We start from the raw sequence: 26,878 nt of genomic DNA, 5'->3' as shown, positions 1-26,878 counted from the left end.
GGTGAATTTCCCAACCCGTGCGTTAAAAACCATTAAGCTTTCTTATAAGCCACGCAATCCACTTCGACCTTGCAGTCGATCACCATCGACGAAACCACACAAGCGCGCGCCGGCGGATGCTCACCAAAGTACTCCTTGAACACCTTGTTGAACGATGCGAAATCCCGCGGGTCATCGAGCCACACGCCGCATCGAACGACATGCTCCGCGCCATATCCGGCTTCTTTCAAGATCGCGAATACGTTCTGAATCGCCTTGTGCGATTGGGCAACGATGCCGCCTTCGATCACTTCGCCGTTTTCCATTGGCGTCTGGCCTGATACGAACAGCCATCCGTCCGCTTCAACTGCACGCGAAAACGGCATCACCGCACCGCCTTGTCCTTTACCGCCTTCCACACCATATCGTTTCATGGTCAATATCCTTTAGTTAAAAATGCCCGAGCGCGTCGAGTTTCGAACCATCGCCACGCGCCACAAACTGTCCCGCCCGTTGTCCTGTCACCCCGCCGTCCAGATACGACAGCACGCCATTCACCCAGACTGCATCGATGCCATCCGCCGTCTGCCTTGGCTCGGCGAACGTCGCGGTATCGCGGACTTGATCGGCATCGAAAAGAACGAGGTCCGCGTGATAGCCCACTTTCACGAGACCGCGCCCGGCCAACCCGAACCGCCGTGCCGATAACCCCGTCATCTTGCGCACCGCCTCCTCCAGAGGCAGGAGCGATGTATCGCGCGCGTAGTGCCCGAGCACGCGCGGAAACGCGCCCCACAAACGCGGATGCGGCAGCGGGTCATTCGGCAAGCCATCGGAGCCGACCATGGTCGCCGGGTGCGACAGGATCCGCCGCACGTCGTCCTCCGACATGTTGTGATACACGGCGCCCGCCGGCTGCAGGCGCTTGCCCGCCTCCTGTTGTGTGACTTGCCATTCGGCCGCGACCTCGGAAATCAGCTTGCCGGCCATCTCGGGATGCGGCGTGGACCACGTGATCGTGATGTCGATATCGCCGGTCACCTGTTTCACATCGAGCGTCGATGAACTGCGGTTGTACGGATAGCAATCGCATCCCACCGGTTGACCTTCGCGTGTCGTGTCGAGCGACTTCAACACCTCCGTGCTGCGGCCCCAGTTCGACGGCCCCGCACACTTCAAATGTGAGATCACGACCGGAACGCGTGCATGCTTGCCAACTTGATACGCCTCTTCCATCGCGTCGAGGATCGCATCGAATTCGGTGCGCATGTGCGTGGTGTACAGCGCGCCGGCATGCGCCAGCGGCTCAGCCAGCGCCATTACTTCTTCCGGCGGCGCATTGAATGCCGAGCCATAGGCAAGACCGCTGCTCAGTCCAAGCGCGCCGTGCGCCAACGCTTCTTCGAGCTGGGCGCGCATACCATCGATTTCCGCCGGCGAAGCTCCGCGATCCAGCCGGTCCATATGGTTATTGCGCAGCGCCGTGTGCCCGATCAACGCGCCCACGTTCACCGCCGGACGCGCAACGTTCACGGCATCGATATACGCCGCGAATGTCGGGTACTGAAAATCGGCTTGCGCGCCCAGCAAGTTCATCGGATCGGGCGGAGCGCCTTTGAGCGTCACCGGCGACGCGCTGATCCCGCAATTGCCGACGATCACCGTCGTCACGCCTTGCGAGATCTTCGGCAGCATCTGCGGCGAGCGGATGACGTGGGTATCGTCGTGCGTATGAACGTCGATGAAACCCGGCGCCAGCACCCGCCCTTCTGCCTCCACCACGTTGTCGGCCGTCCATTGATCGAGCGCGCCGATCGCCACGATCTGCCCGTCCCTTACCGCCACGTCACGCTGAACCGCGGGCGCGCCGGTTCCATCGATAACCCGTGCGCCCTTGATCAGCGTATGGGCGTGTGTTTGTGAATCCAATGCCATTTCAGTCTCCTAAGGGCTCGCGGAAGTACTCGCCGGAAGGCTCGCCGAAAGGCTCACCAGAAGGCTCGCCGGACGGCTGCCGTTCATCACCACCGCCGCGATACGCGTCGAGCGCGTGTTTCATGCGCCGCAAAAGCTCGCGGCTGGTTTCGCCCTGCTTCACGGCAAGTTCGGTAACGAGCAGGTCGAGCGCCATCAACATGGCGTATCGGGATGTCGACGGCTTGTAGATGAAGTCCGTTTCGTTCGCGATGACCGGGATCAGCCAGTCGGCCAGTTCCGCGAGCGGCGAAACCGGCGCGGTCAGTGCAATCACCCGAGCGCCGTATTCCCGCGCGACGCGGCAACTCTCGACCATCTCGGGCGTGCGTCCCGTCACCGATAACGCCACGACCACGTGTTCTTTGGAGAGCGTCGCGGCGACCATCCGCTGCAGCAAACCATCCTGATAGGACGCCACCGGGCGGCCGAGGCGCACGAGGCGAAAGCGCATTTCATCGGCAAGCGCGGTCGACCCGCCGCCCATGCCGAAGACGTAGATCATCTGGGCGCCGACAAGGGCATCGGCGGCGGCGGCAATCGGCGCCGCCTGCAATGCGCCGCGATTGTGGGCGAGCGTAGTCTGGATATCGTCGAAAATGCGGGAAGCGAGGGAATCGGGGAGCGCGTCGTCACTGCTGCGATCACCACCGCCGCGCAAGAACCGCTGCCCGACGGCCGCCGCTTGCGCCAGCCGCAGCTTCAATTCGCGCACATCCTCGCAGCCGACTGCTTTCGCAAACCGCGTCACGGTCGCAATGCTGACCGCCGCTTTTTTTGCCAGCGCGCCGATGCTCGCGCGCGATGCACCGGTCAGATCGTCGAGAATGAGCGCTGCGACCTTGCGCTCCGCCGTGCGCAATTCGGGCGCGCGCTCGGCGATCCGGGCGACGATATCGAATGCTGGCGGTTCGGACGACACGTTCATGGCAACCTTTTGCGCGCGTTTGTGGAGCGTGGTACTAAATAACAATTTATCAGGCATCGTACTTTCTGTACCATAAGCGAGTCAATCTGGAATTTGCAGGCGGCGTCTCAAAATAAGAGCCAAAAGACATAAAAACGAACGATGGAGCAGCAGCACATGAAAGTTACAAACTATCAGACGGCGACAATCGATCCTTTCGGCAAGGGTCTCGGCATGGTCCCGGGCGTAAGCGTCCACCTGGCGGATGCCGCGCGTCTCGACTGGAATCTGCTCGATGAAGACGTGAGCCTGCCCGCCGCCGTGCTATACGCGGACCGCATGGAGCACAACCTGAAGTGGATGCAGGCGTTCGTGGCGCAATACGGCGTGAAGCTCGCGCCGCACGGCAAGACGACCATGGCGCCCCAATTGTTCCGCCGCCAGCTCGACGCCGGCGCGTGGGGCATCACCCTTGCGACGGCGCATCAGGTCCGCGCGGCGTATCGCGGCGGTGTGCATCGCGTGTTGATGGCGAATCAGCTCGTCGGCAAACGCAACATGGGCATGATCGCGGAGCTGCTCACCGACCCGGGTTTCGAGTTCCATTGCCTCGTGGATTCGGCGGATAACGTCGATCAGCTCGGCGCGTTTTTCAGCGATGTGAACAAGCAGATCAACGTGCTGCTGGAGCTGGGCGTGGAAGGCGGCCGCACCGGCATTCGTGACAATGCTCAACGCGACGCCGTGCTCGCCGCCATCGCGCGTTGGCCGGATACGGTGAAGCTGACGGGCGTCGAGTTGTACGAAGGCGTGCTGCAGGATGAGTCGAAGGTGCGCGCGTTTTTACAGCACGCGGTGGACGTGACGCGCGAGCTGGTCGCGCAGGGCAAGATCGAACGCAAGCCGGCGATTCTGTCGGGCGCGGGATCGGCCTGGTACGACGTCGTCGCCGATGAATTCGCTAAAGCGAACAGCGACGCCATCGAAGTGATCCTGCGTCCGGGCTGTTACCTGACGCACGACGTCGGCGTCTACAAGAAAGCGCAAAACGAGATTTTTGCGCGCAATCCGATTGCGAAGAAGATGGGCGAAGGACTGAAACCGGCGTTGCAATTGTGGGCTTACGTGCAGTCGATTCCGGAGCCGGATCGCGTGATCATCGGCTTGGGAAAACGCGACGCAGCGTTCGATGCCGGCATGCCCGAACCCGCACGCCACTTCCGCCCCGGCACGCAATTGCCGCGCGACGTGGCGCCGGGAGAAGGCTGGGAAATCTTCGGCATGATGGACCAGCACGCGTACTTGCGAATCAAGCCGGGTGATGACATCAAGGTCGGCGACATGATTGCGTTCGATATCTCGCACCCGTGCCTCACCTTCGACAAATGGCGCCAAATTCTCATTGTCGATGCGAAATATCGCGTGAAGGAAGTGGTCGAGACGGCGTTTTAAGCGTTGTCGCTGAGCGTGGCGTCGCTTTCCGAGGACGTCGACGCGACCTCGATGATGCGCTGCTCCAGCACACGCAGCGCGCCCGACAACGCCGTGATGGCTTCGTCGGGCAGCGTGGAAAGCGTTTCGCTCAGGAACGTGTTGCGGCGCGGCAGGCCGGCGTTGACGACCGCGCGGCCTTCGTCGGTGAGGATCACGTTGGAGATGCGGTTGTCGCGCTGATCCACGCTGCGGGCAATCCAGCCCAGCGCCTCGAGCGTTTTCAGTTGCCGCGTGAGCGCGCCCGGATCGACGCGCAGCCGCTCGACCAGCTTCTTCTGCGACAACTCGCCCGCATGATCGTGCAATGCGATCAGGATGCGCCAGCGCGGCATAGGCTGGCCGACTTGCGACTCGAACGACTGCATGAACACACGATAAGTGCGTCCGAACTGCTGAATGACCGCGATGCGTTCCGTTTCGTCCATGCTGATCTATTCCCTGCTTCGCGTATATGCCGCGCGTCCAACATTGAATTCATTCGGCCATGATGGCCGGCTCCACCTTCGTGCCCTTCAGGCGGACCGGCGGCACTCGCCGCGATTGCCACACGGCGACCACCGCAACGACGGCCGCCACCGCAATACCGATGTGAATTGCCGCCACCAGTGATTCACGCGCCGATTCCAGCAGCGCAACGCCGTTATGACCTGCCGCAACCAGTTGCGACAAGAGCGTGGTCTGCGCTTCGTGGTTGATGAGAATTTGCGGATCGCTGAGATCGCCGAACCAGTGGCCGGCGTTGTCTTTATCGAGTGAAAGCCGCACGCCGCTTGCGTAGAGATGCGTAATCAGCGTGCCGGTCAGCGCCGTGCCGACCATGCCGCCAATCATGCGCAGCGATTGCAGCAACGCCGTCGCAATCCCCAGATGCTCGCGTCCCGCCGTCAATTGCGCGAACACCGTCAGGTTAGGCATGACGAAACCGAGACCCATGCCGCCGAGCACCATGATTCCCATCAAGAGCGGCCGCGGCATGGAGCGCGTCGCGATCACCACGCCAAGACACGAGAGTGCGAGCAACGCGAAACCGACATACAGCATGGCGTTCGGGTTCTTCACCCGCGTGACGATCCGCCCGTTCAAAATGCTGCCGATAGTAATAAACACCACCAGCGGCGTGATGATCAGGCCGGCGTCCTTTGGCGACATGCCGAACCCGCCCTGGAACAACAGCGGCGCGTAGAACAGCAGCGAGAACATCGTGAAACCGCCGAGTATCGCCAACGTGAAAAGTGCGGACAGGCTCTTGTTGCGGAACATATCGACTGGAAGAATGGCGTAATCGCAGCGACGCTCCCACTTCCAGAGCGCATAACCGCACGCTACGCTCACCACCAGCAGCACCAGCGTTCCCGCTGAAACGCCGTGCTTCGGCAACATCTCGACGAACAACTGCAACGAACCGAGCGCAATCGCGATCAGGCCCGCGCCTTGCCAGTCAAGTCGCATCTTGCCTTCATGCTTGATGTGGCGAAGGTGCGGCAGGAAGCGCCAGACGAAGAACACCGATATCAATCCGACGGGCAAATTGACATAGAAAACTGAGCGCCAGCCGTAATATTGGGTCAGGATGCCGCCGAGCGACGGACCGACCGCATTGGCGATACCAAACGCCGAGCTCATCATGACCTGCCACCGCAGTCGCACGACAGAATCGGGGAACAGATCGGCAATGCACGCGAAAGCGGTTCCGACCAGCATGCCGCCGCCAATGCCCTGAAGGCCGCGCGCGAGCACGAGGAACAGCATGTCGTTGGCCATGCCGCAAAGCGCAGACGCTGCGGTGAACACGACAATCGATGCAATCACGAACGGCTTGCGCCCGTAATAATCGCCGAGCCGCCCGAAAACAGGCACGGTAATGACCGATGTGAGCAAGTACGAGGTCGCAACCCAAGCGTACAGGTCGAAACCTTTAAGCTCGGCAACGATGGTCGGCAACGCCGTGCCGACGACGGTTTGATCGAGCGCGACCAGCATGGTCACGAAGCAGATTCCCAGCATCGCCATCAGCGATTCGCGGAAAGGGAGTACTTGTCCCGCGGAGTGATGCGCGGCAGTATGAACGGCCATTTTTTTGATACCGCAATGATTGACTTGTCAACAGACCGGGAATCATAGCACGCGATAATGCTCTAAATCAAAGCCTGAATCCTTCCTGGACCCTTTCGAAAAACATCATGGAACCGACGCCAATCTCCGTCTCGCCCCTTTCCCCGGAAGACCTGGCGACCTTGCGCCGCGCCAAGGAAGCGCTGGAAAGCCCGTCCCTGACGATGAAACTAGCAAGCGTGGTGGGCTCGCCCATCGAGAAGCTGATGGCGCGCATGCCGAACATCGCGCAGGAAAAAATCGATGACGCCACGCAGGCCGCGCTCAAGAAATGCCTGCAACTGGCGTTGCGCACGTTGACCAAAAGTTCAGTGGATGGCGTGCTGCTGCCGCCTGAAAAACCGCACAACCTGATGCACAAGCTCGCGGTGGCGACGACCGGCGCGGCGGGCGGCGCGTTCGGAATGTTCGCGCTACCAGTGGAATTGCCGGTCACGACCACGCTGATGTTCCGCTCGATCTGCGACATTGCACGCAGTGAAGGCGAAGACATTCATCTCATCGATACCCAGTTGCAATGCCTGATGGTCCTCGGCATGGGCGGTCCGAGTTCGAGCGACGACAATGCTGATATTGGTTATTTCATCGTGCGCGGGACGCTGGCGCAGTCGGTATCCAAGGCGACGAGCGAGATTGCCGCGAAGGGATTGAGCGGACATGGCTCGACGGCGTTGCTCAAGTTCTTGCAGACGGTGGCGTCGCGCTTTTCGGTGCAGGTCAGCGAACAGGTCGCCGCGAAGTCGATTCCCGCGATCGGCGCCGTGCTCGGGGCAATGGTGAATACGGTGTTTATCGATCACTTCCAGCAGATGGCGCACGGGCATTTCACCGTGCGCCGGCTGGAGCGCCAATATGGGCAGCTCGCGGTGGAGCGCGCGTTTCAGACCATCGATATTTCCAGCGGCCGGTGAAGCGCTACGCGGCGTACGAACTGCGCCGCGTGTTCCAACGCCCGGTTCGCTTCCGGCACGAACGGCGCCAGCATCTGTAAAGCGTGCGGCATGTTCGGCAAGACTTGAAACTCTACGTTCACGCCCGCTGCTTGCGCTTTCTCGACGAAGCGCGTGGAATCGTCGAAGAGCACTTCCGTGTCGCCCGCCTGGATGAAGACCGGCGGCAAGCCATCGAAGCGCCCATATAACGGCGATACATACGGGTTTTGGACATCCGCGCTTCCTGTATAAAGCTTGCCCGCCGGCGCGATTGCGCGGCCGTAGAACATGGGGTCGCGGCCATTGTTGGTTGTGATCGATGCACCCGTCGCCGCCAGGTCCGTCCACGGCGAAAACAGCACTGCGCCTGCGGGCATCGGGTCGCCGGCATCGCGAAATGCGAGCAGCGCGGCGAGCGCGAGGCCGCCTCCCGCCGAATCGCCGGCAATCACAAGCGACTGTGGCGCCACACCATCGGCGATGAGCTTTCTGTACGCAGCCAGAGCGTCATCGTGCGCTGCCGGAAACGGATGCTCGGGCGCGAGCCGGTAATCGAGCGAAAAGATGCGCGCGCCGGAACGCCGGGCAAACGCGAACACGAGGTTGCGATGCGTCGCCGGCGAGCAAAAGTAATAACCGCCGCCATGCAAATAAAGAATCGTGATGTCCGAAGGCACCGCGGGCGAAAGCCATTCGCCACGAAGGGGCGCGTCGCTCTCGGCATATCTTTCTTCAAGATGCCAACCGCGTGGGACCTTGGGTGACCACGCGCGCTTCGATGTCATTGCACGTGCCTTGGCTACATCGATCCCGGGCGTGGCGGTTGCAGGGCGCATCCTGTGGCGCAGGACCCAACACATCAACGTACTCTGCCAACTCATGAACCGTCCTCTCTTATCCAAGCGGTGCTAGTTTGCGGGCATCACTTGCCCGCGAATCTCGCCCGTCGGGTTCGTTTCAGTATGTATGTTGAAGTAGTACTTGCCGGCCATCAGTTCGGTAGCCTGTTCTTCGGAGAGCGTCGCCTCGCCGTTGATAGGACTCGGCAACGCGTTTTTATCGATAGGAACCTGCACCTTTGCGTTTTGCCCGACAGGCGCCGGACCGTGGAAATGCGCCATGGTCGCCGGGCCGGACAAATCGGCATACGTCACGTTCCACTGCAGCGTTTTGGTGGTTGTATCGAAGGTGGCTTTCAGCACGCCATGCCCCTTGCTTACGCGCGGCGGCACTTCGCTCGAAGGTTGCAAATTGGCTTGCAACACGACGCTATCGGCAAAAGCTGGAACGGACGTCAACGACATCAGCAACAGGGTCAGGTTTGCAAGACGTCTGCTGTGCAATGAACCGGATCTCGTGAACATATTTTTGCTCTCTAATGGATAACCAACGAGTCGATGAGTGGTCTGTCTCATCGTGCGGTCATAGTAGAGCATTTTTGAGACATGCTTCCTTGGATGCATTCACAGGAAAAACAGTGGGCCCAATACAGAAAGGCGCCTTTCGGCGCCTTTCTGTTACAACGTGAAACTTACAGCGTTACGCCATTAGAAGCGGTGACGAAGACCCGTCGACACCACCACCTGGTTGCCGTGTACTGCGCGAGCGTTCGAACCGTACACTTGAGCTGCCGTGTCGCCGTCCGTCAACTGTACAACGCCTTCAGCATAGATGTCCGTACGCTTGGACAAAGCGTAGTCCGTCTGGAGGCCAACTTGATGGTAACGAGCGTGGTCGTTGTTGGCGTTGCCCGGAACCATGCCCTTGCGGTCTGTGTACGTATATGCCGCGCCGAGTGCCAGAGCCGGGGTCAGCGAGTAGCGTGCGTTCACTTCGTAGTTGTTGTAGCGGAGCGTCGAATCACCACCAACGAACTGGAAGCGGCTTTGCGTCCATACTGCGCCGACCGTTGCGGGGCCGAACGAGTAGTTCGCACCAACGCCGAACGTACGTTGCGTCTGCGCCGAAACGTTTGCCATCAGCGGATCACCGTTTGTCTCGGTGATAGCACCGCCGAGGTTTGCGCTGTTGCCATTCTGGACCTGCAGGTAAGCTGCAGCCATCTTGAACGGGCCGTATGCATACTGTGCGCCGGCGCTGTAAGCGCGGTTATCAGCAAAACCACCTGCTTCGTTCGAGAAGCCATACAGGCCACCGAATGTCAGGCCGCCGTAGTTGGCGCTCTGGTACTTGACCGAGTTGTTCACGCGGAACGAGTTGTCCGTGTTGTCGTTGTCGAACGGATGGGAGAAATACGTACCGCCCCAGCTGCCGTTAGCCGTCAACGGCGCGACATAGTCGACCACCGAGTCATACTGTCGACCCAACGTCACCGTACCGAACTGAGCCGTCGAAATACCGACATATGCCTGACGGCCGAACTCACGACCGCCTTGTTGCGAAGCGCCGGTGCCGATGTTGAAACCGTTCTCCAACGTGAAGATGGCCTTCATGCCGCCACCCAGGTCTTCAGCACCGCGCAGGCCCCAACGGCTGCCGTTGATGTTGCCGCTCGACAGGCGGAACGCTGCAGCGCTGCCTTTGTCTGCGTTCGCCGACTTTTCGTTGTTCACATAGGTAAAGCCGGCATCAATAAGGCCATACAGCGTAACGCTGCTTTGCGCGTTGGCGGCGGTCGCAAAAGAAGCGGCTACGGCCGCGACGATCAGAGTCTTTTTCATGGTTGATCCTTTTAATGAGTCTGTCGACTCGACTGGTTGCATAACGCGCCGCCTTCCTGTCTGACTTCAAGGCGACTCGTTTCCGGTCTTTTCCCGGACACCGCGATTCGGCTGAACAAAGTTTAGGGCGCGGGCTTTTAGGCAAACCATCAAGGCACACACAAAAGGCTTTTTGAATAAGTCGAAAAGTAGCGATTTCAATCGCGCAAACGCTTGTCGCATCAGGCTATTTCACTATCTTGAATTAATGTCCGGATACCTAATTAGTTGAATGCGTTGCACAGTTGCGACAGTAGCAACCGCACGACACTCACGCCCTTTCCGCTGCTTTCGTCCCATTCCTATTTTCGGGATAACTTCGCGGGATTAGCATCGCGCACGCGAGTGAGTGGAATAAAGAAGGAACTCAACGCACGACTTTTCAGCCTCGATATGACATGAACGGGGTGACTCTGTGAGCATCGGTAGTCAATGAATCATTTGCAAGCCATGCGCGTTTTCGTGAAGGTCGCTGAAACCGGGTCGTTCGGCCGGGCTGCCGCCGTGCTCGATTTGTCGAACGCGGTCATCACACGGTACGTCGCGTTACTCGAGGCGCATCTCAACACGCGTCTTCTGAACCGCACCACGCGCAGTGTGTCGCTTACCGAAGCGGGCGCCTCATATGCCGAGGGCTGCCGCGCGGTCATCGAACAGGTGGAGGCGATTGAATCAACGGTGTCGCAAACTTCGTTCGATCCTTCGGGCGTGCTGAAGCTCGTGGCATCGGCATCGTTTTCGCTGTTCGGACTCACGCCGCTGCTTTGCGATTATCGCGAGGCATTTCCGAACGTTAAGTTGCGGCTCACGCTGTTGCATCGGCCGGTCGATCTGGTGGACGAGGGCTTCGACGTCGGCATAGTCGTGCCGCGCATGGTCAATAGCGGCACGCTGATCAACCGGCCGCTGTTCAAGGTAACGCCCGTGATCGTGGCGGCGCCCGCCTATCTCTCGAAACATGGCGTACCGTTACGTCCCGGCGATTTGCCGGCGCACGCTTTCTTGTCGCCATCGGCGGATATACATGGCGCGACCTGGTCGTTCACGAACGAGAACGGAGAGGACGAGGATATCGTCATCGACCCGGATTACACGGTCAACAATTCGCAAATGCTGCGGCAAGCCGCACTGTCCGGCATGGGCATCACTGCACTTCCCGAAAGCCATATTGCCGACGACCTCAAGAACGGCACGCTGCTGCGCCTGCTGACCGATTACACGGTCAACAACGCCGACAAAGAAGTGTCGCTGGTCTATCCGGGGCGCCGTCATGTATCGGCGAAAACACGTTCGTTCGTGGACTTTACGATCGCGCATTTCAGGAAAGACACGGCAGTGAGCGCGTTGTTCTGATCGCGCGGAATCATTTGAAACGGGCCGGTTCAACAACTCAATGTTGAACCGGCCCGCGTGTTCGCTCTTCGCGCATGACGAGGTGCAACACGTTTCACGCCATTGCCGCGCACTGCCCTTCTATGATTTCGAGCAGCACCTCGCAGCGTGCGATCAGCACCGCGCCATCTTCGTTCCGGCGCGTGGCCGGTTTGTCGAGGAGATCGCGACGGAAGGTATCGAGCGCCACCTGTAATGGCCGGTACTGCAGCACGCTCGCCGCCCCGATCACCCGGTGATGCCATTCCCGCAATTGCGCGACCGAACCGCCGTTGTCGAGCAATGACCTGAGCGTTTCCAGATCATCGCGAAATGACGATGCAAACGCATCGAGCAACGCCTTCACGGTCGTCTCGCTGCCCCACAGTTGCGTCATATAGCCGAGATTGAGTTCATCGCTTTCAGTGGTCGCCGTGTCCGGGCCCGCAGCGGATTGCGGCTCCGCAGTTCCATCGGGCTGCGGCGCAGCCGACGAGTTTTCCATCACGCGCCATCGGTTCAAGTGATCGCGCAATGTGGCGAGACGGGTCGGCTTGACAAAGCAATCGTCCATGCCTGCATCGCGGCACATGGAAAGTTCCTCCGGCGCGGTGCTCGCGGTGATGCCAAGGATAGGCAGTCTCTTCGACAAGCCCAGTTCGCTCGCCCGCACACGCCGGGCCAGCTCGTAGCCGGTCATGTTGGGCATATGGCAGTCGGTGATGAGGTAGCCGTAATGCCCATGCTTCAGTGCAGCAAGCGCTTCCACGCCATCGGGCACGATGTCGCAGGCAAATCCAAGCAGCGACAACTGATGCCGGATCAACTCCTGGTTCACCGGATGATCCTCTGCCACGAGCACAAGCCGTCCCGCGCGAATCGCGCGGTCGCGATCGGGCGCTTCCATGTTTGTATCAGTACTGCGTGTGGCGCGCGACGCAATCTGCGGCAATCCTGTCAGCGCGGCGACGCACGCGGCGCCGAGACCCCGCCATGAGATCGGATTCACGCTCACGCGAATGTCGTTTTCGAGAATGCGATATCCCGTCGGCTTGGGTTTTTCCGTGACGTGAATGACCTGCGTTTTCAACGGCAGCGCTTCCCCGTGGGTGTCGCTGAGGAATACCAGGTCAATACCATTGAATGTTTGCGGATCACGCAACGCGGCGTCATCGCGAGAATGAATCTTGAGGTCGAGCCCGAGCGCCTGCCCATAATCGACGAGCGCACGGGCCACGCGCGGGTCATCGATTGCGATGATGCCGCGCTTGCCGCGCATTCCGCCGATCTGATAGCTGGTCGTTTCCACCGGCATGCTCAGACGCACCGTCATTTTCGTGCCGACACCCAACTCGCTTTTCAGCTCGAGCGTTCCGCCCATCAGTTCGACGAGTTTGTGGCAGATCGTGAGGCCAAGCCCCGTGCCGCCGAAGCGTCGAGTGGTGGACGTTTCAGCTTGCACGAAGGGTTCGAAAAGGCTTGCCTGGGCGTCGGCTGCAATGCCAATGCCGGTGTCCTCCACGCTCAATTCGACCGTCTGCACACCGCGTGCGCTTGCAACCATATTCACCGATAAGGCGACGTCGCCTTTCATCGTGAACTTGATGGCGTTGCTCAGCAAGTTGAACAACACCTGGCGCAGGCGCACGCTGTCGCCGCGCAGACTTGCGGCAACATCCGGCGACACGGCAGCACGCACGCGCAGACCCTTTTCGTGCGCGCGTCCGGCGAGCAGGCCGACGGCGTTATCGACAAGTTCGCGCAAATCGATCGGCATCGATTCGATGGTCAGCCGCCCCGCCTCGATCTTCGAATAGTCGAGCAGGTCATCGAGGATCTGCAGCAGCGCGCTCGCCGAATCCTGGATCATGCCGAGCATCTGCGACTGGTCCGGATTGAGCGGCGTGGTCTCGAAGACTTCCACGAGCCCGAGCACACCGTTCATCGGTGTACGGATTTCGTGACTCATCATCGCGAGGAAATCGTCCTTTGCACGCGAAGCCGCTTCGGCCGCATCGCGCGCTGCGGCGAGTTCGTCTGCGCGCGCGCGCTCGATGCTCGCGTCGATCCAATAACCGTTCCAGACCACGGCGCCGTCCGTCTCTCGATTCGCGACGAGATCGGCGCGGATCCACCGGCGGCCTTCGTCTGCGATCGAGCGAAACTCCATGTGGATCGGCTCGAGCGTCTGCGCTGAACGCTCGATTGTTTCGCGCACGCTGCGTTTGTCCTCTGCGTGAATCACCGACAATCCCGCCACCTGGTCGTTGCTCAACGTCGCGAGATCCAGGCCGAACAGATGCCGCGTGTCGCCGCCCACATACGGGAACCCGTAGGTGCCGTCTGTCGCGCGACGCAACTGGAACACGACGGCCGGCAGCGAGCGGGTGACATCGTGCAGACGGCGCTCGTTCTCGCGCGCGCGCATTTCGGCGTCGCGGATATCGGTGATGTCGATCATGGTGCCGACCGCGCCTGCCATCGCGCCGTCCGCCGCCTTGAATGCGCCGGTCCAGAAAAGCGCGTGACGCAGTTCGCCTAGACGATTGTGAAACGCGAATTCGACCTGCTCGCGCTGCCCGTTCGTGATGCTCTGACCAACGAGATCGTGCAGGCGCTTGCTGTTTTCGGGGCCCCAGGACTGTGCTTCGAGCGCGGTGTGGCCGATCACGTCCTCGCGCCGGATTCCGAGCATTTTTTCGAACGCGCGATTCACCGCGATATAGCGATTCTCCAGGTCCTTCGCGACCAGCGGAAAGGGCACGACTTCCATCATGGTCTGCTGGAAACTGAGTTGGGTAGCGAGACGCTGCTCCGTCTCGACGCGCCTGGCCATCTCGCGTTGAAGCAGAACGAATGCACGCAACGTCACGCCGAGGATCACGCCGATGGCAATCAGCACAGGCAGCAAGCGCATTGCGCTGACGCTCCATCCGCTTGGTAGCGGATCGGACGCCACCAGACTCGCCTGGAGAATCCTTTCCTTGTCGGCGGCGGGCATGGCGCGCAACGCGCGGTCTATCAGCGGCACGAGCCGGCGGTATTCAGGACGCACTGCGAAACCGATGTTTTCAAAATCGCGCGCCGGCCCGATGCCCTGCAGTTGGTCTTCGCGACGCGTCGCGATCACGTCGACCTGTCCGTTCCCGAACGCGTTCGATACCGCAGCCCAGTCCGGATACATGCGCGCATCGAAATCGATATCGAGCGCCCTGGATAAATAAGCCGTGTAAGCGAGCACATTTCCGCCGGTGTGGCCGTCGGACTCGGCGGAGGTGAATGGCGCCCAATTCGTGTCGATGCCCAACGCGAGCGGCGGCAGCGAGCGCAGGTAGGCGCGTTCGTCGGCGCTGAGGTCGAGCGCCGGGGCATCTTCGCCGGTTTGCGATCCACGTCTCGCCGATTCATTCAAACCATCCGCGCTGACGCCGACCGGCTCACCATTGGCTTGCATCACCGTTTCCGCGGTCCCGTTTGCGAGAGCACCGATGGTGAGTGTCGAATAATGATCCAGCGATTGTTCGGCACGCACTGGATCAGCAGACACGCCCGACCCCATCAGGACGAGCATGAACAGCGTCATCACGCGAGCCAGGCGGGGTATTGGGGAAGTTGACATGGCGTGCAGGAAGGGTCGATGCGCGCTGGTCATAGCGGCTGTTTGTCCAGCACGCCGCCGACACGGCTGGCGTTTTGCACCGAACTGTTATCGGCTGAAGCGTTGCGCTGGAGCGTGGGATAGAAGAAGCCTGCGAGCACGCCCCCTGCAAGCGGCGCTGCCCAGAAGAGCCACAACTGGTCGAGTGCCCAACCTCCCATGACAAGCGCGGGACCGGTCGATCGCGCCGGATTGAGGGACGCATTCGTGACGGGAATGGCCAGCAGCGAGCACAAGGTCAAAGACAACCCGATCAGCGCCGCACCACTGGCTCGCATGCGTTTGCCCGACGTCACGGCAAGATTGACGAGCACGAAGACGAAGGTCATCAGCACTTCCACGATCAACGCCGCGTGCAGTTGGTAACGAGCGGGGGAATGAACGCCGTAGCCGTTCACACCAAGTGCAACGGGACCCGGCGACACGCCAGGCCGCGCGCTGGCCACAACATAAAGAAGCCACGCCCCGGCGATCGCGCCGCAAACCTGCGCCGCGATGGTTGGTATGAGGTCGCGTACGGGAAATCGATTGGCGACGGCAAATCCAACCGTTACCGCTGGATTGAAGTGCGCGCCGGAGATGGGACGCAACACATATACGAGCGTGGTAGCAGCAAGGCCGAAGGCCACCGCCTGACAAATGAGGCCGAGGTCCGTGCGAAAATAACCGCTGGCGAGCGCCGTGGAGCCGCAACCGAAAAAGACGAGCGAAAACGTTCCGACGCACTCGCCTAATATCTTCTTGAACATATCGTCTTCCGTCCCACGTTGAGCTCCGTCGCCCGATGCGTAACCGCACGGCAATCGTCGCGGGACGGCAAACATCGGGGAGTAAAGAGATCGAGTCTGGGCGTAAAGATCCGTCCGATTAATCAGAGCATTCCTAAACACGTCTGACTGAATGAGGATTGGTTTTTACGTTTTTCTCGGTGCTGCGGGCGCGACGAGAGCGGCTCAGGAAAGCCCGATCTGCCTGAGATAGTTCAGGAGTTGCGTTTCCGTTTCGAGACCGAGCTTTCGCATGGCGTTGCGCCTTTGCGTGCCTATGGTCTTGACGCTTCTTCCGAGATGCTCCGCAATGCCAATGAGTGACTTGCCAGCGGCATACAACTGGAACACTTCCCATTCGCGCGCGCTCAAGACGCCTGCCCGGCCGGGTTTATTCCCGGCATGGGATTTCAGCAGCGCTTCCACATGCTTTGACACAAAGCACTCGCCGCGAATCACCGCGGCCATCGCCTCATTCAAGGACTCAATGCAATCACGCTTGTCCAAGAGGCCGTCGGCCCCAAGCTCGAGCAGACCGGCGAGCATCTGAGGTTGCGCAATCATGGTGACGACGATCAAGCGCGCCCGCTCTGGCTGCCTCAAAAAGGAGCGCAAGAACGCGATGGCATTGCTCTTGCCGTCGATACCACGCATGCCGATGTCCGAGATCACGATATCGCATGGAAACCGTCCGATCAGGTCTGCGAGGCACTCGGTGTCGCCGGCGGTCGCCACCACTTCCACACGCGGATCGCACTGAAGCCAGGCACTGATGCCCTCTCTGACGGCCGCGTGATCATCGGCCAGGATAATCCGGATTTTCGAATCCACTTGTTAATGCTTTCGCTGTCTACGTGATGAGTTACGCATTCCGATGCGGCTTTTAAGCTATCACCCGGACTGCTGCATTTGAATCAGGCCACTCTGAAGCGCAAATTGGTAAAGTTCTGCGTCCGTGTTCAACTCGAGTTTGCGCATGGCTCCGCATTTCTGTGCGCTGATGGTCTTGACGCTACGACCCTGCTCACGCGCTATTTCAGTAATGTTCTCGCCGCTCGCATAGCGGACGATTACGTCAAGTTCGCGGCGCGTGAGCTTTTTCCGGATCTGGTCCACCCGATGCGCCGAAGTCGCACCGGCGAGAAGCTCACGTATCGACGGCCCAAGGTACTCCTCCTTCGCAAGCACGTTGACGATGGCCACGTAGATCAATTCCAGTCGGTCCTGTTTGCTGACCACGGCGTTCGCACCGGCGTCGAGCGCCCGAGCGATGAGGTCGGCGTCTGTTGTCATCGACAGGACAACAATTGCGGTCTTCGGATGATGCTGAACAATGAACTTGATCAAATCTATGCCGTCGCCATACGTGCCGCCGGGCATGTAGAAATCCATGATGACAACGTCGCATTTCTCCTGCTCGAGCGATGCGATCAGACCCGTGGAATCCTGCGCGCGGCACACGATCTCGATGTTTTTAAGACTGGCAATCAGACGCTCTATGGCAAGAACGACTAATGGATGATCGTCGGCGACCGCCAATCTGATTCGTTGAGTGAACGCAATCATTTCCTAACCTTTTTAAACCCGATGTCCGCCCGGGTGATGCGTCCGCTCAAGGCGGGTTGTACTGTGCCTCTTTTTGCGTGGCCTGCTGCAGGATCGTTGATCCGCGCCGCCATCGACATAAGATGCCTCTGAAAGCATTTCAAGTTAAGAAATCTCATTTACGTGAGGCCGTACGCGCGCGCGAATGCGAACAATCCGGGATCGTTCTGAACACCGAGCTTGCTCATGACGTCGCGTTTTTGACGGCTGATGGTGCGCACGTCGCGCTTCATGAATTGCGCGATCTCGGTGATCGAAAGGCCGCTTGCAAACATACGTACTACTTCGATTTCGCGAGGTGACAGGCGCGGACCTTCACCGAGCAGATCGTTCTCCGCACCGGCCACGGCCAGCGCATCGACAACCGATGAACTCAGATACCGGCGCCCGACGCCCGCAAACTTGACGGCCGCCGCGAGCTGATCCATCGATTCGACCTTGTTGAGCAGGCCCATTGCGCCCGCGCTCAGGATCGAGCGCAGGATCGCGACGTTGCTCACGCTGGTCAGCACGACGATACGAATCTCCGGCCAGTCCCGTCGCACTCGCTTGATGAGGCGCAACCCGTCCTCCGCCTGCGAACCCAGCTCGGGCATGGCGAAGTCCGTAACAAGCACGTCACAAGACATGGTGCCCAATAGTCGCAGCAGCTCGGCAGCGCTTGCGGCCTCGCCAACGACTTCCAGGTTCTCATCCGTACTGAAGGTCGCTCGAATGCCAAGCAAAACGAACGGATGATCGTCTGCCAGAACGATTCGCAGTTTCAATTCGGCCTCTCAGTTTTATTTGCACATCGGGTCAATTCGAGGCCGATCCGGCAACGATTATTTTGGCAACACGCCGTTACGAATAAGAACACGGGTGACAAGTCGCCCAATATAGGAACACTCTCAATGTTCCTTCGGCGAAGCGAGGTGCTTTCTAAGATTTGACCTATTCCTCACTGAGCCGCATCGAGCTCGCCGCAACTGCAGGGTTATCCGGCGTGCGGACCCGCTGCGACCAAGGTCATGAGAGTAGGTTTCAGGGGACTTACGACTCAATACGAATCGTCCTATTCGCACGAGTTTAGAAACGCCCCACTACTTTGATTCGATTGACGAAATAGTTGTCGAACTTAAGGATGTGGAAATCTGTTCCAAAGAACGGCGACGGCTACAAGCGAGTTTTCGAGCCGACACGCCTGTGCAAGCGGGGCGAACCGCGCTCTTCTGCCGCCCGCCGATCCCCAATATCAGGCGATGCTTTGCGTTTGTATTCAAAAAAACGAACTATTCTTTCAGAAATGGCGCGCGCAAACGATTGCGCAACGCGAAACATATCGTGGTGAAATGACAACGCTCAATGCCCCCAGTCTCTGGAAATCAGGCGCAAAAAAACCCGGAGTGTCCCGCATAGCTAGCAAGCGAGCACAACTCCGGGTCCACCATTCGAGACAAGCAGCAAAACTGTCGATCAGAAGGGAATATCGTCGTCCATTTCGTCGAAACCACCGCCAGCCGGCGCGCTCGGACGGCTTGCGCCACCAGCGCCTCCGCCTGCTGCCGGACGGCCGCCCGACGGCGCGGCTCCACGGCTTGCACCGCCGCTGCGCTCAGCAGGAGCGCGGCTGCTGTAACCGCCTTCATCGCTGCCACCACCGCCGCCTGCACCGCCACGTCCACCCAGCATTTGCATTTGTTCGGCGACGATCTCCGTTGCGTACTTTTCCACGCCCGCCTGATCGGTGTACTTGCGCGTACGAATACGGCCTTCGACGTAAATGGACGACCCCTTCTTCAGGTACTCGTTGACGATCTCGGCCAGCCGGCCGAAAAACGTCACGCGATGCCATTCCGTAGCTTCCTTCATTTCGCCGGATGCCTTGTCCTTGTAGCGGTCAGTCGTCGCAAGACGGACGTTGGCCACGGCGTCGCCGCTCGGCAGATACCGGGTTTCCGGATCAGCGCCCAGATTTCCCACCAGAATGACCTTGTTGACGGATGCCATGATTTCTCCTGTTGATTCAATTCAGTTCAATACGATTCAATTCGATGTCGCGCGGACCTGATTCACTACGCCGTGCGCCGGATCTTCTGCGGCGGCGGCTTCATGTTCGCCGCCACGATCAGCCAGGCCAGCACCAGCCCCGAGCACGCGAAAAACACAGCGCTCTGGCCATCCACTTTCAGCAGCCATCCGCCGATCACCCCGCCGATTGCCAGGCCGATCGACTGCGTGGTGTTGTACACGCCGGCCGCCGCACCCTTTCTCGTGCCGGGCGCAAGTTTGGAGACGAGCGACGGTTGCGACGCCTCCAGCACATTGAACCCCAGGAAGTAGATGAACAAGATCGCGGCCACTGACCACAGAGTATGCGGAGCGGCGCCGAGTAACAACTGGCCAATCAGGATAAGCAAAATGGCGCCGAGCATCACCGCTTTCATTTTTCCGCGTTTTTCGGCGGCAATGATTGCCGGCACCATCAGCACGAACGCGAGGCCCATGACCGGCAAATAGACTTTCCAGTGCGCCGCGACCGGCAGACCGCCTGCTTCCAGAATGCGCGGCACGACCAGGAACAGCGCGGTTTGCGTGGCGTGCAGGACGAGCACACCGAAGTTCAGGCGCAGCAATTCAACGTTGTGCAGCACCTCTGCGAACGGCGCTTTTACATGCACGGGCGGCTTGGGCGCGTCCGGGACCACCCAGATCACCACGCCCACGGCGAGTATCGATAAAAAGCCGATCAGCGTGAACAGGCCGCTCATGCCGACCCACTGGAACACGATCGGCGCGCCGACAATGGCGACCGCGAACGAGACGCCGATGCTCGCGCCGACCATCGCCATGGCTTTCGTGCGGTTTTCCTCTGTAGTCAGATCCGCGATAAACGCAATCACCGCCGACGAAACCGCGCCCATTCCCTGGATCACGCGCCCGACGATGATCCACGTCATGGAATGCCCAACCGCCGCCACGAAGCTGCCGATGGCGAAGACGATCAGCCCGAACGCGATGACCGGCTTGCGCCCCAGCTTGTCGGAGACCCAGCCGTAGAAGATATAAAGCAGCGATTGCGTGACGCCGTAAGCGCCGAGCGCAATGCCGACGAGCAGCACGTTGTCGCCGCCGGGAATCGTTTTCGCGTAGATGGAAAACACCGGCATGATCATGAAGAGACCAAGCATTCGCAGCGCGAAGATCGCGGCAAGCGACACGGTCGCACGCAACTCGGGCGCGCTCAGACGTGTGGACGTAACAGACGGATTGGACATCGGACGAGGTAATGTGGAAACGCGTCAGGCGGTGTGCGCGGCTCGCGCAAACCGGGCGGTCGCCTTGTGGTTGCCCGGATCGGCACTATATGAGACAGACGGCCGAGGCGGAAATTTATGCTTCAGAACGTGCTTCGGAACCGCATTCCGGCCCTGCGTGAACGTCATGAGAAGCCCGCCGCACGCTTGATTGACGCCGATGAGCGCGGGCAACGCGCCCTCGAAAAGTCGTTATAGTAGCAGGTTTAGCCCCCTTACTTTCCGCCCGGATTCATGGAAGAAATTCGTATTCGTGGGGCTCGTACCCACAATCTCAAAAACATCAGTCTCGACTTGCCGCGTCACAAGCTGATCGTGATTACGGGCTTGTCGGGTTCGGGGAAATCGTCGCTCGCCTTCGACACGCTCTACGCGGAAGGCCAGCGCCGTTATGTGGAAAGCCTGTCGGCGTACGCGCGCCAGTTCCTGCAACTGATGGAAAAGCCGGATGTCGATCTGATCGAAGGGTTGTCGCCGGCAATTTCGATCGAACAGAAGGCGACTTCGCATAATCCGCGCTCGACCGTTGGCACTGTCACCGAGATTCACGACTACCTCCGGCTGCTGTTTGCCCGCGTCGGTACGCCGCACTGTCCGGATCACCACATTCCGCTGGAAGCGCAAAGCGTGTCGCAAATGGTCGATGCCGCGCTCGCCATGCCCGAGGAAACCAAGCTGATGATCCTCGCGCCCGTGGTCGCGGATCGCAAGGGCGAGCACACCGAATTGTTCGAGGCCATGCAGGCGCAGGGTTTCATCCGCTTTCGCGTGCGCTCGGGCGGCGGTACGGCCAACGAGGGCGTCGCGAGGATCCATGAGATCGAGTCGCTGCCGAAGCTCAAGAAGAACGACAAACATACGATCGATGTCGTCATCGACCGGTTGAAGGTTCGGCCCGACATGAAACAGCGTCTGGCGGAATCTTTCGAAACCGCGCTGCGTCTTGCCGATGGCCGCGCAGTCGCGCTCGAAATGGATTCGGAGCGCGAGCATTTGTATAGCTCGAAGTTCGCGTGCCCGATCTGCTCGTACTCGCTGCAGGAACTCGAGCCGCGCCTGTTTTCGTTCAACAACCCCATGGGCGCGTGCCCGGAATGCGACGGCCTCGGGCAAATCACGTTCTTCGATCCGAAGCGTGTGGTCGCGCACCCGTCGCTGTCTCTGGCAGCCGGCGCGGTGAAAGGCTGGGACCGGCGCAACCAGTTCTACTTCCAGATGCTGCAAAGCCTGGCGGCGTTCTTCGAATTCGATCTCGATGCCGCGTTCGAGGACTTGCCGGAGGAAGTGCGCAAGATCCTGCTGTTCGGCTCCGGCAAACAGGTGATCCCGTTCGCGTACATCAACGAGCGCGGCCGCACCACGGTTCGCGAGCACGCGTTCGAAGGGATCATCCCGAGCCTCGAGCGCCGCTACAAGGAAACGGATTCCGCGGCGGTACGTGAAGAATTGTCGAAGTTTCAGAACAACCAGGCGTGCCCGGCGTGCGAAGGCACGCGTTTGCGCACCGAAGCGCGCAATGTGAAGCTCGGCACCGGCGAACACGCGCGGGCAATCTTCGAGGTGAGCGGCTGGCCGCTGCGCGACACGCTCGGCTATTTCCAGACGCTGCGGCTCGAAGGCTCGAAGGCGGAGATTGCCGACCGCGTCATCAAGGAAATCGTCGCGCGGCTCACGTTCCTGAACAACGTGGGGCTGGATTATCTGTCGCTGGAGCGCAGCGCGGAGACGCTTTCGGGCGGTGAGGCGCAGCGGATCAGGCTGGCATCGCAGATTGGATCGGGCTTGACGGGCGTGATGTACGTGCTGGACGAACCGTCCATCGGCTTGCATCAGCGGGATAACGACCGGCTTATCGATACCCTCAAGCATCTGCGCGACATCGGCAATTCGGTGATCGTGGTCGAGCACGACGAAGACATGATCCGCATGGCCGATTATGTGGTCGACATGGGCCCGGGGGCGGGCGTGCACGGCGGCGAGATCGTCTCGCAAGGCACGGCAAAACATGTCCAGAACGACCCGAATTCCATGACCGGCCAGTATTTGTCGGGCAAACGCAGCATCAGCTATTCGACCGATCGCACCGCGCCCGATGAACGGCGGCTGCGGATCATCGAGGCGTACGGCAACAACCTGAAGAACGTGTCGCTCGACCTGCCCGTTGGTTTGCTGACCTGCGTGACGGGCGTGTCGGGCTCGGGCAAGTCCACGCTCATCAATGACACGCTGTACCACGCCGTCTCGCAGCATCTGTACGGCTCGGCGACCGAACCGGCGCCTTACGAGGCAATCGAAGGGCTGGAGCATTTCGACAAGGTCATCAACGTCGATCAATCTCCTATCGGCCGCACGCCGCGCTCGAATCCGGCTACGTATACCGGCCTTTTCACGCCGATCCGCGAGTTGTTCGCGGGCGTGCCGGCATCGAAGGAACGGGGTTACGATCCGGGCCGCTTTTCGTTCAACGTGAAGGGCGGGCGCTGCGAAGCGTGCCAGGGCGACGGCGTGCTGAAAGTCGAAATGCACTTCCTACCCGACGTGTACGTCCCGTGCGACGTCTGTCACGGCAAGCGCTATAACCGCGAGACCCTCGAAGTCCAGTACAAGGGCAAGAACATCCACGAAGTGCTCGACCTGACCGTGGAAGCCGCGCACGAGTTTTTCAAGCCCGTGCCGATCGTCGCGCGCAAGCTGAAAACCCTGCTCGATGTCGGTCTGGGATACATCCGCCTTGGCCAGTCGGCGACCACGCTTTCGGGCGGCGAAGCGCAGCGCGTGAAGCTTTCGCTGGAACTGAGCAAGCGCGATACGGGTCGGACTCTCTATATTCTCGACGAACCGACCACGGGTTTGCATTTCCACGATATCGCGCTGTTGCTGGAAGTGATACACCGGTTGCGCGATCAGGGTAATACTGTCGTAATCATCGAGCATAATCTGGATGTAATCAAAACCGCCGACTGGGTGATCGACCTGGGTCCGGAAGGCGGCGCCGGCGGCGGCCAGATCATCGCGCAGGGGACGCCGGAGCAGGTAGCCAAATCGAAGGCCAGTTTTACCGGCCGATATCTTGCGCCGTTGCTGCAGCGGCCGAGATCGGCGGCATGACGTACACGCACAAATGCCAAGCACGAGTCGGCCCGCCTTCGGGCCGTAGCACTCTATAACCCGTTCGCGGCAGGAGACCGAAGGATTCATGGCTAAGCGCAACGAAGCGGCCGAGAACAGGCCCGCAGTCCGGCCCGTGCGGCTGACGAGCGATATGAGCATGCCCAAGCTGTCGGCGGTTGAGATCGGCAGTTATATCGCCGCATTCGCCGGCATGTTCGCCGTTCTGCATCTGCAACTGCTCGGCGCGCTGCTGGCGGGCATGCTCGTGTTTCAGCTCGTGCACACCATTGCGCCGGTCATCGAAAAAACCATGACGAGCGGGCGCGCCCGCTGGGTCGCGGTCGTGATCCTGGCGGTGGTGATCGTGGGCGGCCTCGCCGGTGCGACGGTTGCGACCATCGATCATTTTCAGCGCGATGTCCCGAGCGTCCAGAAGCTCCTCGATCAACTCATGATGATCACGTCGCACGCGCGTCTGCAGGTGCCAAACTGGATTGCGAATTACCTGCCCGTCGATGCCGAGCAGATGAAGGACAAGGCGACCGACCTGATGCAGAAGCACGCAGCCATGCTGCAACAAGGCGGAAAAGACGCCGCGCGGGGCTTCGGGCATGTGCTGATCGGCATGATCATCGGCGCGATCATTGCGGTAGGCGCGCCGCGGACGACGCATCGGCTGCCGCTTTCCACCGCGCTTGTCACGCGCGTGACGCGGTTCTCAGAGGCGTTTCGCCGGATCGTTTTTGCGCAGGTGAAGATTTCCGCCATCAACGCGGCATTCACCGCGCTGTATTTGCTGGTCGCGCTGCCGGTCTTTCACGAGCGGCTGCCGTTGTCCAAGACGCTGGTGATGGTGACGTTTATCGTCGGATTGCTGCCGGTGATCGGGAATCTGATTTCCAACGCGCTGATTGTCGCGATCTCCCTTTCCGTGTCGTTTGGAACGGCAGTGGCATCGCTCGCGTTCTTGATCGTCATTCACAAGCTGGAATATTTCCTGAATGCACGGATCATTGGTGGGCAGATTGAAGCGCGCGCGTGGGAATTGCTGCTGGCAATGCTTGCGATGGAAGCCGCGTTCGGACTTCCAGGCGTGATTGCCGCGCCGATTTTTTACGCTTATATCAAGCGCGAACTGGTTTATTTGCGACTGGTTTAAATCGCGGAACCGGCGGTGATTCAATGCGATCTCCGCCAGCTATTCGGTTTACTTGAATACCACCGTCTTGCTGCCGTTCAGCACGATCCTGTGCTCGACGTGCCAGCGCACCGCACGCGCCAGCGTCACGCATTCCACGTCGCGGCCAATTGCCGTCAACTGATCCGGCGCCATGCTGTGGTCCACGCGCTCCACTTCCTGTTCAATGATCGGACCTTCATCGAGATCCGTCGTTACGTAATGAGCAGTGGCGCCGATCAGCTTTACGCCGCGATCGAACGCCTGGTAATACGGCTTCGCGCCCTTGAAACTCGGCAGGAACGAGTGGTGGATGTTGATCGCCCGGCCATTGAGCGCGGCGCACAATTCCGGCGACAGGATTTGCATGTATCGCGCGAGTACGACCAGATCGATCTTGTGCTGATCGACGATTTCCAGCACGCGCGCTTCCTGCGACGCCTTGGCTTCAGGCGTCGACGCCATCAGCGGCAAATGATGAAACGGCACGTCATAACTCGCGGCAAGCTGATAGAACTCGCGATGATTCGAAACGATCGCCGGAATCTCGATCCCGAGTTGCCCCGTGCGATAGCGGAACAGCAAGTCGTTCAGGCAATGCCCGATCTTCGACACCATGATCATCACGCGCGGCTTGACCGATGCGTCGTGCAGTTCCCACTTCATGCCGAACTGATCGGCGAGTGAACCGAACGATGTCCGCAACGCTTCCAGTCCCGGATCGCCGCCGACTTGCTGGAAATGCACGCGCATGAAGAACTCGCCGGTGTGGCTGTCGCCGAACTGCGCGGAGTCCAGGATGTTGCTGCCGAGATCGAACAAAAATCCCGACACGGCATGCACGATTCCCGGACGATCCGGACACGACAACTTCAAGATAAAACTATGTTCGGTCGACATTAACCGATACTCCTTTGAAATAATTCACAGCAGTGGCGGCGAGAACACCGCCTGCATGCCTGCGCATGCGTCTTCATCGATCCATCGGCGGCGCAGCAAAAGGTCGAGCGTGGCAAGACTCGCGTCCACGGTCATGGAACCTTCTTCGATCCAGCGCGCGACTTCATCGATTCGAGCAAGCCTGTGTTCGCCAACTTCGCCGTCCTGATTGCGCGGCGCGAAATCCACCGGCAGCGCGAGGTCGAAAACATGGATCTGCTCGGCTTGCGTGCCTTCGGGCAGCGATTGCAGCACGTAGAAGATGCGCCCGCGCGTGGCGCTCGCGGCCAGTTCCGCCGGCATGCCCGCCTCTTCCCAGCATTCCTTCACGAGCGTTTCCTCGATCCCCATCCCCCAACCGATACCACCCGCCACCACGTTGTCGAGCATGCCCGGATCGGTTGCTTTGGTTTCGCTGCGGCGCGCGATCCAGAGATTGGGCGCCCGGCCCGGCTCTTCCACGATGCCGTTCAAATGCACCGCGTACGTCATTGTGCCGAAGAACCGCGACGCCGCCCTTTCGATGAACGCCAGCGGCTCGGCATCGAAAGTATTGCGGATTGCGTAGGTTTCGTTGCGCCAGCCGGGGATGCGGCCATCGGCGGCGAGCATGCCGATAACCGAGCCAAGCGCCGCGCTGCGGGATTCCAGCGTATTGAAGGAGGCTGCAAGATGAATCGCGGCTTCGGTGAATTCGAACACGTCAGGCCACGATTTCAACGCCGATGCGTCGGCGCGGCGAATCCAGCCGACCCGCTCATCGGCGATATGAAACGGCAGATGCGCCGAAGCATCGAAACGGCGCGCTGCGATGATCGCGGGCAAGGTCATTACGG

At 60.1% G+C, this 26,878-nt stretch carries 22 protein-coding genes; 5 read left to right on the top strand and 17 right to left on the bottom strand.

Going from position 1 to position 26,878, the window contains the following annotated elements; all coding sequences use genetic code 11:
• Window positions 1-32: 32 nt before the first annotated feature.
• The 3 genes from AX768_RS00935 to AX768_RS00925 are packed head-to-tail and all read right to left on the bottom strand — an operon-like array spanning window position 33 to window position 2,881.
• Complete coding sequence (locus AX768_RS00935; protein WP_031357567.1) at window positions 33-413, bottom strand: RidA family protein; 381 nt, start codon at window positions 411-413, stop codon at window positions 33-35.
• A gap of 16 nt (window positions 414-429) precedes the next feature.
• The gene (locus AX768_RS00930; RefSeq protein WP_061998392.1) at window positions 430-1,914 is read right to left on the bottom strand and encodes an N-acyl-D-amino-acid deacylase family protein; all 1,485 of its coding nucleotides are present in this window, start codon (window positions 1,912-1,914) and stop codon (window positions 430-432) included.
• Window position 1,915: 1 nt separating this feature from the next.
• Window positions 1,916-2,881: a MurR/RpiR family transcriptional regulator gene (locus AX768_RS00925; protein WP_082778851.1), complete on the bottom strand. Its 966-nt coding sequence runs from the start codon at window positions 2,879-2,881 to the stop codon at window positions 1,916-1,918.
• A gap of 156 nt (window positions 2,882-3,037) precedes the next feature.
• Here AX768_RS00925 and AX768_RS00920 point away from each other — a divergent pair, with 156 nt between their 5' ends.
• Window positions 3,038-4,312 carry an amino acid deaminase gene (locus tag AX768_RS00920; RefSeq protein WP_062000671.1) on the top strand — a complete coding sequence of 425 codons (1,275 nt, stop codon included), beginning with the start codon at window positions 3,038-3,040 and terminating at the stop codon, window positions 4,310-4,312.
• Here AX768_RS00920 and AX768_RS00915 read toward each other — a convergent pair.
• Both AX768_RS00915 and AX768_RS00910 read right to left on the bottom strand, forming a co-directional pair.
• Complete coding sequence (locus tag AX768_RS00915; RefSeq protein ID WP_061998391.1) at window positions 4,309-4,779, bottom strand: MarR family winged helix-turn-helix transcriptional regulator; 471 nt, start codon at window positions 4,777-4,779, stop codon at window positions 4,309-4,311. The two genes, AX768_RS00920 and AX768_RS00915, sit on opposite strands and share 4 nt — an antisense overlap.
• Before the next feature lie 49 nt (window positions 4,780-4,828).
• Complete coding sequence (locus tag AX768_RS00910) at window positions 4,829-6,427, bottom strand: MDR family MFS transporter (RefSeq protein WP_061998390.1); 1,599 nt, start codon at window positions 6,425-6,427, stop codon at window positions 4,829-4,831.
• A 107-nt stretch (window positions 6,428-6,534) separates the two neighbouring features.
• Here AX768_RS00910 and AX768_RS00905 point away from each other — a divergent pair, with 107 nt between their 5' ends.
• On the top strand, window positions 6,535-7,377 hold the full coding sequence (locus tag AX768_RS00905) for an EcsC family protein (RefSeq protein ID WP_061998389.1): 843 nt from the start codon (window positions 6,535-6,537) through the stop codon (window positions 7,375-7,377).
• On the opposite strand, the gene AX768_RS00900 is transcribed toward AX768_RS00905, so the two are convergent.
• From AX768_RS00900 to AX768_RS00890, 3 genes are all read right to left on the bottom strand, one after another.
• Window positions 7,347-8,279, bottom strand: coding sequence for an alpha/beta hydrolase (locus AX768_RS00900; RefSeq protein ID WP_061998388.1), 933 nt, complete (start codon window positions 8,277-8,279; stop codon window positions 7,347-7,349). The two genes, AX768_RS00905 and AX768_RS00900, sit on opposite strands and share 31 nt — an antisense overlap.
• Window positions 8,280-8,306: 27 nt before the next feature.
• The gene (locus AX768_RS00895) at window positions 8,307-8,702 is read right to left on the bottom strand and encodes a CHRD domain-containing protein (protein ID WP_174363899.1); all 396 of its coding nucleotides are present in this window, start codon (window positions 8,700-8,702) and stop codon (window positions 8,307-8,309) included.
• A 243-nt stretch (window positions 8,703-8,945) separates the two neighbouring features.
• Complete coding sequence (locus AX768_RS00890; protein WP_061998387.1) at window positions 8,946-10,079, bottom strand: porin; 1,134 nt, start codon at window positions 10,077-10,079, stop codon at window positions 8,946-8,948.
• A gap of 471 nt (window positions 10,080-10,550) precedes the next feature.
• Here AX768_RS00890 and AX768_RS00885 point away from each other — a divergent pair, with 471 nt between their 5' ends.
• Window positions 10,551-11,471: a LysR family transcriptional regulator gene (locus AX768_RS00885; protein WP_061998386.1), complete on the top strand. Its 921-nt coding sequence runs from the start codon at window positions 10,551-10,553 to the stop codon at window positions 11,469-11,471.
• Window positions 11,472-11,565: 94 nt separating this feature from the next.
• Here AX768_RS00885 and AX768_RS00880 read toward each other — a convergent pair whose 3' ends face one another.
• From AX768_RS00880 to AX768_RS00850, 7 genes are all read right to left on the bottom strand, one after another.
• Window positions 11,566-15,108 (bottom strand): ATP-binding protein, encoded by a 3,543-nt coding sequence (locus AX768_RS00880; protein WP_231941290.1) that lies wholly within the window; start codon window positions 15,106-15,108, stop codon window positions 11,566-11,568.
• Window positions 15,109-15,137: 29 nt separating this feature from the next.
• Window positions 15,138-15,896 carry an aquaporin gene (locus AX768_RS00875; RefSeq protein WP_062000668.1) on the bottom strand — a complete coding sequence of 253 codons (759 nt, stop codon included), beginning with the start codon at window positions 15,894-15,896 and terminating at the stop codon, window positions 15,138-15,140.
• A gap of 204 nt (window positions 15,897-16,100) precedes the next feature.
• Window positions 16,101-16,745, bottom strand: a complete 645-nt coding sequence (locus AX768_RS00870; RefSeq protein ID WP_061998385.1) for a response regulator transcription factor — start codon at window positions 16,743-16,745, stop codon at window positions 16,101-16,103.
• Window positions 16,746-16,805: 60 nt separating this feature from the next.
• Window positions 16,806-17,480, bottom strand: coding sequence for a response regulator transcription factor (locus AX768_RS00865; RefSeq protein WP_061998384.1), 675 nt, complete (start codon window positions 17,478-17,480; stop codon window positions 16,806-16,808).
• A gap of 158 nt (window positions 17,481-17,638) precedes the next feature.
• Window positions 17,639-18,286 carry a response regulator transcription factor gene (locus AX768_RS00860; RefSeq protein WP_061998383.1) on the bottom strand — a complete coding sequence of 216 codons (648 nt, stop codon included), beginning with the start codon at window positions 18,284-18,286 and terminating at the stop codon, window positions 17,639-17,641.
• A 688-nt stretch (window positions 18,287-18,974) separates the two neighbouring features.
• Entirely contained in the window at window positions 18,975-19,508 is a 534-nt protein-coding gene (locus AX768_RS00855; RefSeq protein ID WP_061998382.1) for a single-stranded DNA-binding protein, read from the bottom strand.
• A 65-nt stretch (window positions 19,509-19,573) separates the two neighbouring features.
• The gene (locus tag AX768_RS00850) at window positions 19,574-20,776 is read right to left on the bottom strand and encodes an MFS transporter (RefSeq protein WP_061998381.1); all 1,203 of its coding nucleotides are present in this window, start codon (window positions 20,774-20,776) and stop codon (window positions 19,574-19,576) included.
• 273 nt (window positions 20,777-21,049) lie between these two features.
• On the opposite strand from AX768_RS00850, the gene uvrA reads away from it, so the two are divergent.
• Window positions 21,050-23,923, top strand: coding sequence for an excinuclease ABC subunit UvrA (gene uvrA / locus AX768_RS00840; protein WP_061998379.1), 2,874 nt, complete (start codon window positions 21,050-21,052; stop codon window positions 23,921-23,923).
• An 88-nt stretch (window positions 23,924-24,011) separates the two neighbouring features.
• Window positions 24,012-25,085, top strand: a complete 1,074-nt coding sequence (locus AX768_RS00835) for an AI-2E family transporter (RefSeq protein ID WP_061998378.1) — start codon at window positions 24,012-24,014, stop codon at window positions 25,083-25,085.
• Between the two features lie 48 nt (window positions 25,086-25,133).
• Here AX768_RS00835 and purU read toward each other — a convergent pair whose 3' ends face one another.
• Window positions 25,134-26,003 (bottom strand): formyltetrahydrofolate deformylase, encoded by an 870-nt coding sequence (gene purU, locus AX768_RS00830; protein WP_061998377.1) that lies wholly within the window; start codon window positions 26,001-26,003, stop codon window positions 25,134-25,136.
• A gap of 24 nt (window positions 26,004-26,027) precedes the next feature.
• Window positions 26,028-26,873, bottom strand: coding sequence for an NUDIX hydrolase (locus tag AX768_RS00825; RefSeq protein ID WP_061998376.1), 846 nt, complete (start codon window positions 26,871-26,873; stop codon window positions 26,028-26,030).
• Between the last annotated feature and the right edge of the window lie 5 nt (window positions 26,874-26,878).

Origin of the sequence: Burkholderia sp. PAMC 28687 (assembly GCF_001577465.1) — a bacterium.
Taxonomy (GTDB): Bacteria; Pseudomonadota; Gammaproteobacteria; order Burkholderiales; family Burkholderiaceae; genus Caballeronia.
The sequence above is the reverse complement of the archived record's forward strand: the minus strand, read 5'-3'. Positions and strand labels throughout refer to the sequence as shown.

Excerpts from the sequence above, each read along its gene's own strand:
- AX768_RS00850 (WP_061998381.1), bottom strand. The coding sequence starts at position 20,776 with ATGTCCAATCCGTCTGTTACGTCCACACGTCTGAGCGCGCCCGAGTTG.
- AX768_RS00920 (WP_062000671.1), top strand. The coding sequence starts at position 3,038 with ATGAAAGTTACAAACTATCAGACGGCGACAATCGATCCTTTCGGCAAG.
- uvrA (WP_061998379.1), top strand. The coding sequence starts at position 21,050 with ATGGAAGAAATTCGTATTCGTGGGGCTCGTACCCACAATCTCAAAAAC.
- AX768_RS00910 (WP_061998390.1), bottom strand. The coding sequence starts at position 6,427 with ATGGCCGTTCATACTGCCGCGCATCACTCCGCGGGACAAGTACTCCCT.
- AX768_RS00890 (WP_061998387.1), bottom strand. The coding sequence starts at position 10,079 with ATGAAAAAGACTCTGATCGTCGCGGCCGTAGCCGCTTCTTTTGCGACC.
- AX768_RS00885 (WP_061998386.1), top strand. The coding sequence starts at position 10,551 with ATGAATCATTTGCAAGCCATGCGCGTTTTCGTGAAGGTCGCTGAAACC.
- AX768_RS00900 (WP_061998388.1), bottom strand. The coding sequence starts at position 8,279 with ATGAGTTGGCAGAGTACGTTGATGTGTTGGGTCCTGCGCCACAGGATG.
- purU (WP_061998377.1), bottom strand. The coding sequence starts at position 26,003 with ATGTCGACCGAACATAGTTTTATCTTGAAGTTGTCGTGTCCGGATCGT.
- AX768_RS00835 (WP_061998378.1), top strand. The coding sequence starts at position 24,012 with ATGGCTAAGCGCAACGAAGCGGCCGAGAACAGGCCCGCAGTCCGGCCC.
- AX768_RS00915 (WP_061998391.1), bottom strand. The coding sequence starts at position 4,779 with ATGGACGAAACGGAACGCATCGCGGTCATTCAGCAGTTCGGACGCACT.
- AX768_RS00895 (WP_174363899.1), bottom strand. The coding sequence starts at position 8,702 with ATGTCGTTGACGTCCGTTCCAGCTTTTGCCGATAGCGTCGTGTTGCAA.
- AX768_RS00930 (WP_061998392.1), bottom strand. The coding sequence starts at position 1,914 with ATGGCATTGGATTCACAAACACACGCCCATACGCTGATCAAGGGCGCA.
- AX768_RS00865 (WP_061998384.1), bottom strand. The coding sequence starts at position 17,480 with ATGATTGCGTTCACTCAACGAATCAGATTGGCGGTCGCCGACGATCAT.
- AX768_RS00905 (WP_061998389.1), top strand. The coding sequence starts at position 6,535 with ATGGAACCGACGCCAATCTCCGTCTCGCCCCTTTCCCCGGAAGACCTG.
- AX768_RS00925 (WP_082778851.1), bottom strand. The coding sequence starts at position 2,881 with ATGAACGTGTCGTCCGAACCGCCAGCATTCGATATCGTCGCCCGGATC.
- AX768_RS00855 (WP_061998382.1), bottom strand. The coding sequence starts at position 19,508 with ATGGCATCCGTCAACAAGGTCATTCTGGTGGGAAATCTGGGCGCTGAT.
- AX768_RS00825 (WP_061998376.1), bottom strand. The coding sequence starts at position 26,873 with ATGACCTTGCCCGCGATCATCGCAGCGCGCCGTTTCGATGCTTCGGCG.
- AX768_RS00935 (WP_031357567.1), bottom strand. The coding sequence starts at position 413 with ATGAAACGATATGGTGTGGAAGGCGGTAAAGGACAAGGCGGTGCGGTG.
- AX768_RS00880 (WP_231941290.1), bottom strand. The coding sequence starts at position 15,108 with ATGTCAACTTCCCCAATACCCCGCCTGGCTCGCGTGATGACGCTGTTC.
- AX768_RS00875 (WP_062000668.1), bottom strand. The coding sequence starts at position 15,896 with ATGTTCAAGAAGATATTAGGCGAGTGCGTCGGAACGTTTTCGCTCGTC.